At 33.1% G+C, this 13,844-nt stretch carries 13 protein-coding genes; 7 read left to right on the top strand and 6 right to left on the bottom strand.

From position 1 onward, the window contains the following. Positions 1–103: 103 nt before the first annotated feature. Complete coding sequence (locus AC6CH4_RS17720) at positions 104–514, bottom strand: hypothetical protein (protein WP_498105278.1); 411 nt, start codon at positions 512–514, stop codon at positions 104–106. A 12-nt stretch (positions 515–526) separates the two neighbouring features. Then, on the bottom strand, positions 527–1,705 hold the full coding sequence (locus AC6CH4_RS17725; RefSeq protein ID WP_498105280.1) for a glycoside hydrolase family 88 protein: 1,179 nt from the start codon (positions 1,703–1,705) through the stop codon (positions 527–529). Positions 1,706–1,828: 123 nt separating this feature from the next. Between AC6CH4_RS17725 and AC6CH4_RS17730 the strand changes: the two genes are divergently transcribed. Then, positions 1,829–2,215 carry a ribosomal maturation YjgA family protein gene (locus tag AC6CH4_RS17730; protein WP_498105282.1) on the top strand — a complete coding sequence of 129 codons (387 nt, stop codon included), beginning with the start codon at positions 1,829–1,831 and terminating at the stop codon, positions 2,213–2,215. Here AC6CH4_RS17730 and AC6CH4_RS17735 read toward each other — a convergent pair. Further along, positions 2,196–3,974, bottom strand: a complete 1,779-nt coding sequence (locus AC6CH4_RS17735) for an ABC transporter ATP-binding protein (RefSeq protein ID WP_498105284.1) — start codon at positions 3,972–3,974, stop codon at positions 2,196–2,198. The genes AC6CH4_RS17730 and AC6CH4_RS17735 overlap by 20 nt on opposite strands. Before the next feature lie 81 nt (positions 3,975–4,055). On the opposite strand from AC6CH4_RS17735, the gene AC6CH4_RS17740 reads away from it, so the two are divergent. The 3 genes from AC6CH4_RS17740 (at position 4,056) to AC6CH4_RS17750 (ending at position 7,783) form a co-directional block, all read left to right on the top strand. Continuing rightward, positions 4,056–4,634 carry a non-canonical purine NTP diphosphatase gene (locus AC6CH4_RS17740; protein WP_498105286.1) on the top strand — a complete coding sequence of 193 codons (579 nt, stop codon included), beginning with the start codon at positions 4,056–4,058 and terminating at the stop codon, positions 4,632–4,634. Positions 4,635–4,828: 194 nt separating this feature from the next. Next, positions 4,829–6,754: a DEAD/DEAH box helicase gene (locus tag AC6CH4_RS17745; protein ID WP_498105288.1), complete on the top strand. Its 1,926-nt coding sequence runs from the start codon at positions 4,829–4,831 to the stop codon at positions 6,752–6,754. 255 nt (positions 6,755–7,009) lie between these two features. Next, the gene (locus AC6CH4_RS17750; protein WP_498105290.1) at positions 7,010–7,783 is read left to right on the top strand and encodes a carboxypeptidase-like regulatory domain-containing protein; all 774 of its coding nucleotides are present in this window, start codon (positions 7,010–7,012) and stop codon (positions 7,781–7,783) included. 307 nt (positions 7,784–8,090) lie between these two features. On the opposite strand, the gene AC6CH4_RS17755 is transcribed toward AC6CH4_RS17750, so the two are convergent. Then, the gene (locus AC6CH4_RS17755; RefSeq protein ID WP_498105292.1) at positions 8,091–9,551 is read right to left on the bottom strand and encodes an aminoacyl-histidine dipeptidase; all 1,461 of its coding nucleotides are present in this window, start codon (positions 9,549–9,551) and stop codon (positions 8,091–8,093) included. 175 nt (positions 9,552–9,726) lie between these two features. Here AC6CH4_RS17755 and AC6CH4_RS17760 point away from each other — a divergent pair, with 175 nt between their 5' ends. From AC6CH4_RS17760 to AC6CH4_RS17770, 3 genes are all read left to right on the top strand, one after another. Then, positions 9,727–10,788, top strand: a complete 1,062-nt coding sequence (locus AC6CH4_RS17760; protein WP_498105294.1) for a DUF3810 domain-containing protein — start codon at positions 9,727–9,729, stop codon at positions 10,786–10,788. A 151-nt stretch (positions 10,789–10,939) separates the two neighbouring features. Continuing rightward, entirely contained in the window at positions 10,940–11,434 is a 495-nt protein-coding gene (locus AC6CH4_RS17765; RefSeq protein ID WP_026982022.1) for an RNA polymerase sigma factor, read from the top strand. Between the two features lie 8 nt (positions 11,435–11,442). Next, a complete protein-coding gene (locus tag AC6CH4_RS17770; RefSeq protein WP_498105296.1) occupies positions 11,443–12,075 on the top strand; it encodes a DUF8845 family protein in 633 nt (210 codons plus the stop codon). A gap of 79 nt (positions 12,076–12,154) precedes the next feature. On the opposite strand, the gene AC6CH4_RS17775 is transcribed toward AC6CH4_RS17770, so the two are convergent. Beyond that, the gene (locus AC6CH4_RS17775) at positions 12,155–12,985 is read right to left on the bottom strand and encodes a lysophospholipid acyltransferase family protein (RefSeq protein ID WP_498105298.1); all 831 of its coding nucleotides are present in this window, start codon (positions 12,983–12,985) and stop codon (positions 12,155–12,157) included. A gap of 125 nt (positions 12,986–13,110) precedes the next feature. Then, a complete protein-coding gene (locus tag AC6CH4_RS17780) occupies positions 13,111–13,761 on the bottom strand; it encodes an NUDIX hydrolase (protein WP_498105300.1) in 651 nt (216 codons plus the stop codon). Positions 13,762–13,844 lie beyond the last annotated feature (83 nt).

Raw genomic sequence — 13,844 nt, forward strand, 5'->3', positions numbered from 1 at the left:
AAATTGAAGTTGCTCTTTCATTTCAAAAAAATAATGAATAAAAAAACCTCTCTAATAATATTTAAAGAGGCTTTGAATTTGTAAAACACTTTACTGAATCGAACTAATTTTTCAACAATTCGGTTAATTCTTCCTTGTTTATGATTTGTTTTGCAAGAACCGTATTATCGTCCGCTAAAAAATAAACATCAAATTGGACACCTTCTTCAATTAATTCCTTAAAAATTTGATCCTTATTTATCATCGCTTTTAGTAGCTCTGGAAGTTTTTTTTCGGCTTCTTGTTTATTAGATTCACTTTGTTTTAAATCAGTTTCAAATCGCAATTCGATTTTATTGTCATTGATATAACCTCTCGCAGTTGTTAGCGTGACATTTTCATTTTTAAAATTTGTAGCAGCTTGATTATACGAAACAACATATTCCTGAAGTTTTTGCTTGGTGTTTTTGCAACTTACAATCATTAATACTATAATAATTGCAAATAAGATTTGGCTTATTATTTTCTTCATCATAATCTTTTTAATTTATTTTAGTTTTTGAAGTCTTAAAAGAGCTTCCAAATAATAATAATCAGCATAATTTATAGAACAGTCGATTTCGCTTCCGGCTGGTTTATGGCCTGTTGAATGAAGCAAAAATGCCGAATTAACATCATGACTCTGATAATCATTTGAAAGTGAAACAATCATTTTTTTAGATTTTGTCAAATATTCGTTTTTCAGATTTTTATCTTTTGTATAAGAACTTAATTCAATCAATGCCGAAGATACAATGGCTGCTGCTGAAGCATCTCTTGGTTCATTCGGAATTCCGGGAGCATTAAAATCCCAATACGGAATTAAATCTTCTGTTGTTAATCTGTCCAAATAAACACGAGCGATTTTATGCGCAAAATCTAAGAATTTAGGATCTTTTGTTTCTCTGTAAACCATTGTGAAACCATAAATACCCCAAGCCTGTCCGCGCGCCCACATACTGTCGTCGCTATAACCTTGTGCGGTTCTTCCTTTTATTTTTTTACCGGTTTCATAATCATAAATAATAACATGATAAGAAGAATTGTCTGGTCTAAAATGATTGGCCATTGTGGTTTCAGCATGTTTTACGGCAATGTCATACAACTTTTTATTCCCGCCATTTTTAGAAGCCCAAAAAAGCAATTCTAAATTCATCATATTATCGATAATCGTATTATGACCTCCCATTTTATTATGCGGCCATGATTGAATGGTTCCGACTTTTGGATTAAAAAGTGTTGCAAGAGTATCGGCCGTTTTCAGGATAATATCTTTGTATTCCTTATTTTTTGTCAAACGATAACCGTTTCCAAAACTATTGAAAACCTGAAAACCTAAATCGTGATCACCTGCTTTGCTAACTGATAATGGAGTTAAAAATCGACTGAATTTATCTGCTTCTTTTTCCCATTTTTTATCTCCGGTTGCTTGGTACAAATACCATAATTCTCCAGGCCAAAATCCACTTGTCCAATCTTTATAGCCAACAAATTTCCATTCTTTGCTTCCATTCGGAACTGTTCTTGGAGAAGTTCCGTCATCCGGAATTACTTTTAATGTTTTTGAAGCTTGTGCAGCGCAATATTCAAGTTGTTTTTTAACGCTAAATGAATTATTTTTTTGAGAATAGGCAATACTTCCCGAAAGAAATAAAGCTAAAATCACTACAGTAAATCTTGTATTCATGTGGTTATTGTTTTGGTAAAGTTTTTTTGAATTGATAAATTTAGAAAATAAAGTACACGTATGCGAATCTTTGTATTTTTGTTTACCAAGAAAAGTACTAATGCCACCTATTAATATTAAACTTTGAGAAAATACCGACTTCATTATTTCATTATTTTCCTCGGAATTATTTTTCTTGGTATCATCTCCAGAAAAATTAGTTTTATTCCATTATGTATCGGCGATCTGCTATATGCTGTTATGATTTATACACTTACCAGAGTAATATTGATTGAGAAAAATGCTATTCAAATAATGATTCTTTCCTTATTAATCTGTTACGGAATTGAGTTTTTACAACTTTATCAGGGAGAATGGATGATCGCACTCAGAAAAACACTTTTTGGACGATATGTTCTCGGACAAGGTTTTTTATGGAGTGATATTCTCGCTTATACTTTTGGAATTGCAATTGCTTTTGTGATCGAAAAATTCACTTTAAAACACTGTACTAATCAAGTGTCTGCGTAATCTTTTCGATATTTAAACTATTCGCCATAGCCGTAAATATTCCATAATACACAGATTTATTATCGTATAATTCGTCATGTGTTCCTTGCTCTACACATCTTCCCTGTTCTAAAACAATAATATGTGAGGCATCGATAATCTGAGAAATACTATGTGAGATAATAATTACAGTTCGGTCTTTTTTAATAGCATCCAGGGATTTTTTTATTTGTTCTGTTGCAATCGCATCCAAACTGGCAGTAGGCTCATCTAAAAAGATAATCGGCGGATTCTTCAAAAATAACCGGGCAATCGCAATTCGCTGCTGTTGTCCACCCGAAAGTAAATGCGCATCAGAATCATAGCCTTTAGGCAATTGCATAACCTGCTCGTGAATATAAGCTTGTTTGGCGGCATCAATAATTTCAGATTGTGTAGCATCGGGATTTCCGTAAAGAATATTTTCGGCGATAGTTCCTTTAAAAATATGATTCTTTTGCAATACTAATCCAATATTTTTACGAAGAAAATCGGTGTTATAATCGTTTAAATCTACTCCATCCAAATAAATTTTCCCCGAGGAAGGCAAATAAAATTTATCCAATAAATTGATAATCGTACTTTTTCCTGCGCCGCTTAACCCAACCAATGCACTGGTTTCATTTGGTTTGATCGTAAAATTAATATCAGAAAGCGCTTTAGTTCCGTTTGGATAACTAAAATCGACATCTTTAACTTCTATAAGGCCAACGATTTTCTCCGGGATATAATTTCCGCTCGTTTCTTTTTCCTGATCTGATTCTAAAATATCGAAAAATCCTTCGGAATAAATTAGGGCATCGTTTACTTCATCATAAATTCGGTGCAATTGTCTAATTGGCGATGATACATTATTAAACAACATTATATGAAACATGATCGCACCAATGGTCATGGTATTATTCAAAACAAAATAAGCTGTCAGAATGATAATAATTACAACACCAATTTGTTCAATGAAACCTTTTATGCTTTCAAAAATAAAACTGGTTTTCCTGGTTTCCAATTGATTTTCAGTCATTTCAAATTGAATATTCTGATGCCGATCGGCTTCCATTGGTTCACGAACAAACGATTTTATTACGGTTATCGATTCGATTAAACTTATAATTCCGTTATTTTTTGTTTCTCTATAAGAACGCATTCTTCTTCTAAATCCACTTAATTTACTGGCTTGCAATTGGCTCACATAAAAATAAATTGGAATAATGCATAAACTCACCAAACCAACATAAAAATTGGCATAAAACATCAAAATTAATGCTACAAAAGCATTAGCAAATAACGGCAGAATGTCAATAAAAAAATTCTGAACCAATCTTGTTAAACTGCTAATTCCTAAATCAATTCTGGTTTGGAGTTTCCCGCTTTCATTTTCATTCGAAGTATAAAATTCCATTCTATAGCTTAGAATTTTTTCGACTATGGTCTGTGAAATATCACGGGTTATGAAGATCCGAAGTTTTTCTCCATAGAATTTCTGTCCAAATTGAACTATTGAATAAATTAATTCTTTGGAGAGCAATACTATACTTATAATACCTAATAAATGAAATCCTTTTGACAAAGGTTCATGTGCCACCATCAAATTACTAATTGTATCAACCGTATATTTCAAGATTAAAGCGTTTACCTGTGCCGCAAATGAACCTAAAAAAGTAAGCAGCAAAGTCGCAATTACCATTTTTCGGTATGGTCTGACAAAAGGCGTTATCTTTTTATATAAGGCGGATATTTCCATTTATTTTCTTTTTAGGCAACTTATCAAATATAAGAATTCTAAATTTGTATTACAATTGCTAATACAACTAAACTCTTTATTATGAAACTCGTTTTTGCATCAAACAATCTAAATAAAATCAAAGAAATTCAAAGTATCTTAAATGGATCCATACAATTATTAAGTCTCGAAGAAATTGGCTGTCATGAAGAAATTCCGGAAACGGCTGATACTATTGAAGGCAATGCGATTTTGAAAGCAGATTATGTAACTCAAAAATATGGCTATGATTGTTTTGCTGATGATACAGGTTTAGAAGTTACGGCTCTAAATGGTGAACCAGGTGTTTATTCTGCAAGATATGCCGGCGAACAGCGCAATGCCGATGATAATATGAATAAACTTCTGAATGCCTTAAAAGACAAATCAGATCGTAGTGCACAGTTCAAGACCGTTATTGCCTTAAACTTAAATGGAGAGCAGCATCTTTTTACCGGGCTTGCCAAAGGAGAAATTACTTTTAGTAAAGCAGGAAATCACGGTTTTGGATATGATCCTATATTTCAGCCTGAGAATTATTCAGAAACATTTGCCGAATTATCCTCAGATATTAAAAATAAAATCAGTCACCGTGCAAAAGCAACTAAGCAACTAATTGATTTCCTGAACTCCACAAAATAATTGTTCAAAATACAACAATTTAAAGGGTAAAATTTATATTACTAGACGTAAAATTATTCATTTTCTTATCAAATTGATTTTGCGATAAACATAACTTTTTGATAATCAAATCATAACAAATGCATAATTCTTAAAAATGCATTAGTTTATATGGAATATTAACAGTAATTTTGCACCCTATTTTAAATACACATATGAATAAATTTGAACAATTAGGATTGAATGAATCGTTACTGAAGGCGATTTTAGATCTAGGATTTGAGAATCCGTCAGAAGTACAGGAGAAAGCGATTCCCCTATTATTGGAAAAAGACACAGATATGGTTGCGTTGGCTCAGACAGGGACAGGGAAAACGGCAGCTTTCGGTTTTCCGCTAATTCAAAAAATTGATGCTGACAACAGAAATACACAAGCATTAGTTTTATCGCCAACACGAGAACTTTGTTTACAGATTACCAACGAACTTAAAAACTACTCAAAATACGAGAAAGGTATTAATGTGGTAGCAGTTTACGGCGGGGCTAGTATTACAGAGCAAGCTAGGGACATTAAAAGAGGAGCACAAATTATTGTAGCTACTCCAGGAAGAATGCAAGACATGATCAACAGAGGATTGGTAAACATTAAAAATATAGATTACTGTATTTTGGATGAGGCTGATGAAATGTTGAACATGGGATTTTATGAGGACATCGTATCTATTTTATCTGATACTCCTGACCAAAAAAGTACATGGTTGTTCTCTGCAACTATGCCACAAGAGGTTGCAAGAATTGCAAAACAATTCATGAGCGACCCTGTTGAAATTACTGTTGGAGCTAAGAACTCAGGTTCTGCAACAGTTTCTCACGAATTTTACTTAGTAAATGCTCGTGACCGTTACGAAGCCTTAAAACGTTTAGCCGATGCTAACCCGGATATTTTCTCTGTAGTTTTTTGTCGTACTAAAAGAGATACTCAGGCTGTAGCTGAAAAATTGATTGAAGATGGATACAGCGCTGCTGCATTGCACGGAGATTTATCTCAGGCGCAACGTGATGGTGTAATGAAATCTTTCCGTGGAAGACAAATTCAGATGCTTGTTGCTACTGACGTTGCTGCACGTGGTATTGACGTTGATAATATTACTCACGTAGTAAATTACCAACTTCCTGACGAAATTGAAACTTACAATCACCGTTCCGGACGTACTGGTAGAGCTGGAAAATTAGGAACTTCTATTGTAATTGTTACAAAAAGCGAGTTGCGTAAAATTTCTTCTATCGAAAGAATTATCAAACAAAAATTCGAAGAAAAAACTATTCCATCCGGAATCGAAATCTGCGAAATTCAATTGTTGCACTTAGCAAACAAAATTAAAGATACTGAAGTTGATCATGAAATTGACAACTATTTACCAGCAATCAACAATGTTCTTGAAGGATTATCTAAAGAAGAGTTGATTAAGAAAATGGTTTCAGTAGAATTTAACCGTTTTATTGCTTACTATAAAAAGAATAGAGATATTTCATCTCAGGCCGGAGAAAGACGCGAAAGAAGTGATTCTGAGCCAAGAGAATTCAATAATAACGGAGCAGTTCGTTATTTTGTAAACATCGGTTCAAGAGATAATTTTGACTGGATGACTCTTAAAGATTACCTGAAAGAAACATTAGATTTAGGTCGTGATGACGTTTTCAAAGTAGACGTAAAAGAAGGTTTCTCTTTCTTTAACACAGATCCTGAGCACACTGACAAAGTAATGGAAGTATTAAACAACGTACAATTAGAAGGGCGTCGTATTAATGTTGAAATTTCTAAAAATGACGGTGGCGGAAGACGTGACCATAACGGACGTTCTGGTGGCGGAAGAAGCGCTGGCGGACCAAGAAGAGAAGGTTCTGGCGGAGGAAGTTTCGGACCAAGACGTGAAGGTTCTGGCGGTGGCGGATTCAGAAGCGACAGAAATTCAGCTCCAAGAGAAGGTGGTTTCAGAAGCGACAGAAATTCATCTGCTCCTAAAAGAGAAGGTGGTTTCAGAAGCTCAACTCCAAGAACAGAAGGTAGTTCAGACAGAGCTCCAAGACGTTCTGAAAGCTTTGGTGATTCACCAAGACCAAGAAGACCAAGAAGAGATTAATCATTTAATTTTCTTTTAAATATAAAAATCCCAAATTCCATACTAATTGGAATTTGGGATTTTTTTTATTTTAAAACTTTTTTTGAATTGATGCGTTTTATAATTCGAAACCATTTAATTTAAATCTTCTTATTCCCTTTTTAGTTAAATACTAAAAGCAGCACTTCTTTCCTTTGTTAATTTTCTGATAATTATATTCGAAGACTGCGAAATATTTAATCCCGATTTACTACTTTTAGTGCTTTAAATCAGGATATGAAATATTTCGCAGTTTTCTTTTTTATACTAATATCGACCATCAGTTTCGCACAAGAAACAGAACCAACAACTCCTCAGAGAGTTTCTGGTTATATCTACAACGATAATAGTAAACAGCCTATTCCTAATGTAAATATCATCAACACAAACAAGGTACGTGGTGCACAGTCTGATGCTAAAGGATATTTTGAAATTGATGTGCAGCCAAATGATACATTACACTTCTCTCTTTTAGGATTTCAGTCTCTTCGAATCAGAGTAACAAATGACTGGATAAAAAATAAAGTAACAAGAATTCAGCTTACAGAAAAAGCGATTGCTCTGGAAGAAGTCGTTATTGCTCCTTTTAATTTAACAGGGTATCTTGAAATTGATTCTAAATTGATTCCAACTAAAGAAAATTACCGTTATAGTATTTCTGGTCTTACACAAGGGTATGAAGCAGGAGAATATGCTCCAAATGCCTTTGGAAAAGTATTGGGGTCTATTTTTAACCCGGCAGATATGCTATATAATTTCTTTGGGAAAAATGGAAGAGAACTCAAGAAATTAAAAGATATGAAAAAAGACGATACTATTCGAAATCTTCTGGAATCGAAGTATGATCGTGAAACGCTTGCGGTACTTTTAGGCATAAGCAAAGACGAAATTCCTGAAATTTTACAGCGTTGCAACTATTCTGATTCTTTTATTCAATCTGCTAATGATCTACAAATTCTGGATGCTATTAGCGGTTGTTATGAACAATACAAAGTCTTAAAGCGAAATTAGAAATTGTCTTTTAAGTGAAAAATATCCAAATCCTCAATTTTAAATTGGGGATTTTTTGTTTTTAACGAATTTAAAAATCACTATATTTACTTGAAAATAAATAAAATAAACTAAATCAGAAAATATGGCAAAGAGTCAAGATGCTAAAAAAACGGCAAAAAAAGAACCGTTAAAAACGGCTAAAGAAAAAAAAGAGGAGAAAAGAGAAAAGAAAAATTCTCCGAAGAGAGATTAAAAAAAAGTAAACAGTGTTCAGTTTTTTAGTATGCAGATTTACTGAATACTAAAAAACTGAACACTGAAATTACTATTTAAGTGGGATATTCGAAAGAATTTCTAAAACAAATTTCCAGTATTTTTGAGCAGATGAAATGCTAGCTCTTTCGTCAGGTGAATGCGCACCATGAATCGTTGGTCCAAAAGAAATCATATCCATATCAGGATAATTTGTTCCAAGAATTCCACATTCTAAACCAGCGTGACAAGCTACAACTTTTGGTTTCTCACCGTTTTGTTTCTCATAAATTCCAACTAAAGTATCTAAAATTTCAGAGTTTACGTTTGGTGTCCAACCTGGATATGAACCTGAAAGTTCAACTTCACAACCTACTAATTCAAAAGCAGAACGGAGTGAATTCGCTAAATCAAATTTTGAAGTTTCAACAGATGAACGTGTTAAACATCCAACTAATATTTCACCATCTTTTACAATAACACGTGCAATATTATTTGAAGTTTCAACTAGATTATCCATATCAGCACTCATTCTGTAAACACCGTTTTGGGCAGCATAAATAGCTCTAATGATTCCTTCCTGAACTCCTAAATCCATTACTTTTTCCGGTAAATCGCATTTTACGATTTCAATAGATAAATTTGGTTCAGTCGTTTTATATTCTGCTTTAATATCATTGATGATTTCCTGCATATCAAAGATATAGGCTTCATCAAACATTTCAGAAATAATCACTTTAGCAACACTTTCTCTCGGAATAGCGTTACGTAAACTTCCTCCGTTAATTTCAGCAACCTGCAAACCGAAGTTTTCAAAAGCATCAAATAACAAACGATTCATAATTTTATTGGCATTCCCCAAACCTTTATGAATATCCATTCCTGAATGACCTCCATTTAACCCTTTTACAGTAATAATATGTCCAACTGACCCTTCCGGAACTTCTTCTTCATGATAAGTCCTTGTAGCGGTTACGTCGATACCACCAGCACATCCTATATCAATCTCGTCATCTTCTTCAGTATCTAAATTCAATAAAATCTGACCTTGAAGAATTCCTCCTTTAAGATTTAAAGCTCCTGTCATTCCCGTTTCTTCATCAATCGTAAATAAAGCTTCAATTGCCGGATGCGGAATATCTTTACTTTCTAAGATAGCCATAATTGTAGCAACTCCTAATCCATTATCAGCACCAAGCGTTGTACCACGCGCACGAACCCAGTCACCATCAACATACATATCAATTCCTTGTGTATCGAAATCAAAAATTGTATCTGCATTTTTTTGGTGTACCATATCAAGATGCCCCTGCATTACAATTGCTTTGCGATTTTCCATTCCTGGAGTTGCCGGTTTTCTGATAATGACATTTCGAATTTCGTCTTCAAAAGTTTCTAAACCCAGGTTATTTCCAAAGCTTTTCATAAACTCGATTACACGCTCTTCTTTTTTTGACGGACGCGGAACAGCGTTTAAATCGGCAAACTTATTCCATAGTGCTTTTGGTTCCAGATTTCTTATTTCCTGACTCATTATATTTTGTTTGAAGTTTAACAATTAAGAATGTCAAAGTTACAAAGTTTATATTTTTTTTCGCCACAAATTTCACGAATTAGCACTAATTATCTACTTTAAAATCAAACTCCGTAAATACAATCTTTTTTTAGTTCTAATATTGTATTTATATTTACGTATCAAAATTTAAGATGTGAAATCAAAATACATACTCCCTATATTTCTAGTTGTTCAAATTATCTTTCTAAAAATCCTTCCTTTTTTTCCGGATTTTGTCGAAGGTGCTTATAGCAACAATTTGTATATTAGGATTTCACATTTCTCAAGAACCGTTTTAGGCAAAATTCCTTTTTCTTTTGGTGACTTAATTTATAGTGTTTTAATCTTGTCCATAATTAGCTGGTTCTGGCAAATCCGAAAAACATGGAAAACAGACTTTAAAGATCATCTTTTAAAAATCTTAGGTAAAATTTCTGTTTTTTATTTCCTCTTTCATATTCTTTGGGCATTCAATTATTATCGTGAACCGCTTTTTCAAAAAATGGATATCAAAAGAGAATATACTGATGCAGAATTATTGGCTTTTACCAAGAAACTAATTCTAAAAACCAACGAAATTCAGTTTCAAATTACCAAAAATGATAGTTCAAAAGTCGTTTTTCCTTACTCTCAAAAAGACGCTTTTAAGATGACCCTATACGGATACAACAATCTGGCTAAAGAACATCCCTATTTTAAATATGAAATTTTAAGTGTAAAAAAATCTCTTTTTAGTCTTCCCTTGACATATATGGGATTTGGCGGTTATTTGAACCCATTTACGAATGAAGCACAAGTAAATGATTTGTTACCTATGTATAATTTCCCTGCCACTACTTGTCATGAAATGGCGCACCAAATGGGTTATGCCAGCGAAAGTGAGTGTAATTTTATCGGGGTTTTAGCTTCTGTAAAAAACGATAATTTATATTTTCAATATTCCGGGTACAGTTTTGCTCTACGCTATTGTTTAGGAATTTGGCAAGTTAAGAATGAGAAAATTTTCGAACAGTTAAAAAGACAAACGCATGTCGGAATCTTAAAAAACTATCAGGAAAGCCATGATTTCTGGAAACAATATGATACTTTTATAGATGAAGGTTTCCATGTTTTTTATGACAATTTCCTAAAAACAAACAATCAAAAAGACGGTATGGACAGCTACAGTAAATTTGTAGATTTGATGGTGAATTATTATAAAACCAGAAAATTATAAAAGTTTGCCACGAATTACACTAATTTCCACTAATTATGACTGAGTTTGTATGAGTGAAAATTTATCACAAAAAATTAGTGAAAATTAGTGAAATTAGTGGCTAAAGAAAAAATCTTTGTAACAAAATAGATTGCAATACTACTAATACTTTATGAGCGAAAACCTAGAACAGTCATTTGTTGCGCAATTGAAGGCTAACCAGAATATAATCCACAAGATTTGTAGATTATATACTGCTGGCGAAGACGCTCACAAAGACTTGTTTCAGGAAATTACCATTCAGCTCTGGAAAGCATATCCTAAATTTAGGGGCGACAGTAAATTTTCGACCTGGACGTATCGTGTGGCGTTAAATACAGCCATTACCTTATATCGAAAAACCAAAAGAACCATATCGACAGTAGAATACGAAAGTCATCAGCATTTTGTAAAAGATGTTGACTACAATTATGAAGAAGAAGAACAGATTAAATTGATGTATAAAGCAGTTTATCAGCTTAATGACATCGAAAAAGCATTAGTTTTTATGTATTTAGAAGACAAAGATTATCAAGAAATAGCCGAGACCTTAGGAATCAGCGAAGTGAATGCGCGCGTGAAAATGAACAGAATTAAAGGGAAACTTAAAAAAATACTAAATCCTTAAAAATTATTATGAAAGAACTGGATTTATTAAAAAAAGACTGGAAAAAGAACTCGGATTCTTTTGAGCAAATTTCTGAAAAAGAAATCTACAGAATGATTCACAAAAAATCATCTTCAATTGTGAAGTGGATTTTGATAATCAGTATTTTGGAAATTTCGTTTTGGACTTTTTCAAACTTATTTCTCAACACCGATGATGTTATGCAAAAAATAAATCATCCGGAAATTGTCAATGCCCTTGAATACCTGACTTATCTAAACTATTTAGTAGGATTGGTTTTCGTATTTATCTTCTATAAAAATTACACTACCATTTCAACGACCGTTGCTACCAAATCATTGATGAGTGCTATATTACGAACTCGAAAAACAGTCCAGTATTATGTCTGGTATAATTTGGGAATGATTGTTATAATAGCAATATTGAGCTTCTTTGTTGCTTTTGTATATAATCCGGACATGGCCTTTATAAGAGAAAAATTAGCGGCAAATGGCAAAGCTATGGTTATAACTTTCGGGATAGCATTTTTAGTTGCCTGCGCCTTTTTTGGATTGTTCTGGTGTTTTTACCGATTACTTTACGGAACGCTATTGCGAAGATTATATGCTAATTATAAAGAGTTGAAGAAAATTGATTTTTAGTCTAAGCTGCTAAGGTTCTAAGATACTAAGTTGATAAGTTGCTAAGTCTACCACTTGAAACCTGAGAACATCTACAAATCTAATTTTCATTTTCTGGGGCCTTATAACTCCATCTTCTCATTTCGTTAAGTTCTTCTTCCACCTTAATTACTTCGGCTGGAATAACTTTTAAAAATGATGGATGTTGTTCAATGGCGTATTCTACTTTTTCTACAATCTCTTCAATTGTATCGTTTTCATAATCAATATCAAGAGGTTCTTTGATTATGAACGATTGCAAAATTCCTTTTTTCTTTGTTCTCAATCCCTTTTTATCAAATGAGCGACGAAAACCATCAATAACAATCGGAATAACAATAGGTCTGTGTTGTTTAATAATATGTGCAGTTCCTTTGCGAACTGGTTTGAATGATTTTGTAGTTCCTTGCGGAAATGTAATTACCCAACCATCTTCAAGTGCTATTCTTATATTCTCAGTATCATTAGGATTTACGTCTCTTTTTTCAGTCACATCAACACCTTTAGCACGCCAGGTTCTTTCAACTGTAATAGCACCCGCATAAGCCATAATTCTCGGTAATAAGCCGGCTTTCATTGTTTCTTTTGCAGCCACATAATATAAATTCATCTTCGGCTGCCATAAGTAACCGATATTTTTAATCGTATCCTGACGCCCGCTTAAACTTGCGTTAAAGACGTGAAACATAGCCACAACATCGGCAAAATACGTTTGGTGATTTGATATAAACAATACATTCGTATCCGGCAATGTTTTAATAATTTCAGATCCTTCAATCTGTAATTCATTAAACCCCCTATACCTTCTATGCGTCATGGCACCCAAAATACGGATTAACCATTTCTTGATGAATAATATATGTCCAAAAGGATTTCGTTTAAACAATCCCATAGCTACGTATTGTATTTTTTTGTTAAGTCGCAAACATACAAAAATTATTCTTTTAGCGACAGTTTTAAACAATTTCTACCAAAAGTTGCTAATCTAATGAATACCAAATTGTTATTTTATTGTTTTTAGAAATTTTCTGCAAAAGTTATTTTTAAGACTTCCCTCAGTTCGCTCAAAATCATAGCCGTCGCTCCCCAGACAATATGATTTTGGATATTAAATGCCGGAACCAGAATATCTGTTGCGTAAGAAGTTGATAGCGTGGTTTCGATAATTATTTCATCGTCTAAAAAGACAGATAAAGGTAACTCAATAATATCAGCAACTTCTCTGATATCAGGATAAAATGAAAGTTCTTCTTTTGCAATTCCTAAAAAAGGATGCACCAAAAAATTACTTGGCGGAATATACACTGGTGTAAACTTCTTAATTATTTCAATTTTTTCTAATGAAACACCAACTTCTTCTTCCGTTTCACGTAGAGCAGTTTCTTCAAAATTGATATCGGAAATTTCATATTTCCCTCCAGGAAAGGCAATTTGAGAGGAATGCACACCATTATAAGCGTTTCTGACAATTAAAACTAAATGTGTTTCATCATTTTTAGGATAAAACAACATCATTACCGCTGCAATTCTGGGATTTTTTGTTTTTAAATCAACATTTCTAAGTTCTTCGAGACGTCCTTTTGGGGCCATTTTTAGGTGGGCCAAATTTGCCGGCAATTCAACTGGAATTAAATTAGGAACATATTGCAAAAAATCTTGAAAATTCATATTCAAAGTTTATTTTTGTACTTTCAAATAAAATATAAATATAGTCCAGAAAACGCGGTTCCACAAGTTTTCCAGAACCAAAG

It is taken from the genome of Flavobacterium sp. GQ95, assembly GCF_059758655.1.

Bases quoted from the DNA above. Each gene is read 5' to 3' on its own strand.
- AC6CH4_RS17780 (WP_498105300.1), bottom strand. From the start codon at position 13,761: ATGAATTTTCAAGATTTTTTGCAATATGTTCCTAATTTAATTCCAGTT.
- AC6CH4_RS17735 (WP_498105284.1), bottom strand. From the start codon at position 3,974: ATGGAAATATCCGCCTTATATAAAAAGATAACGCCTTTTGTCAGACCA.
- AC6CH4_RS17770 (WP_498105296.1), top strand. From the start codon at position 11,443: ATGAAAGAACTGGATTTATTAAAAAAAGACTGGAAAAAGAACTCGGAT.
- AC6CH4_RS17740 (WP_498105286.1), top strand. From the start codon at position 4,056: ATGAAACTCGTTTTTGCATCAAACAATCTAAATAAAATCAAAGAAATT.
- AC6CH4_RS17720 (WP_498105278.1), bottom strand. From the start codon at position 514: ATGATGAAGAAAATAATAAGCCAAATCTTATTTGCAATTATTATAGTA.
- AC6CH4_RS17755 (WP_498105292.1), bottom strand. From the start codon at position 9,551: ATGAGTCAGGAAATAAGAAATCTGGAACCAAAAGCACTATGGAATAAG.
- AC6CH4_RS17750 (WP_498105290.1), top strand. From the start codon at position 7,010: ATGAAATATTTCGCAGTTTTCTTTTTTATACTAATATCGACCATCAGT.
- AC6CH4_RS17745 (WP_498105288.1), top strand. From the start codon at position 4,829: ATGAATAAATTTGAACAATTAGGATTGAATGAATCGTTACTGAAGGCG.
- AC6CH4_RS17775 (WP_498105298.1), bottom strand. From the start codon at position 12,985: ATGGGATTGTTTAAACGAAATCCTTTTGGACATATATTATTCATCAAG.
- AC6CH4_RS17765 (WP_026982022.1), top strand. From the start codon at position 10,940: ATGAGCGAAAACCTAGAACAGTCATTTGTTGCGCAATTGAAGGCTAAC.
- AC6CH4_RS17725 (WP_498105280.1), bottom strand. From the start codon at position 1,705: ATGAATACAAGATTTACTGTAGTGATTTTAGCTTTATTTCTTTCGGGA.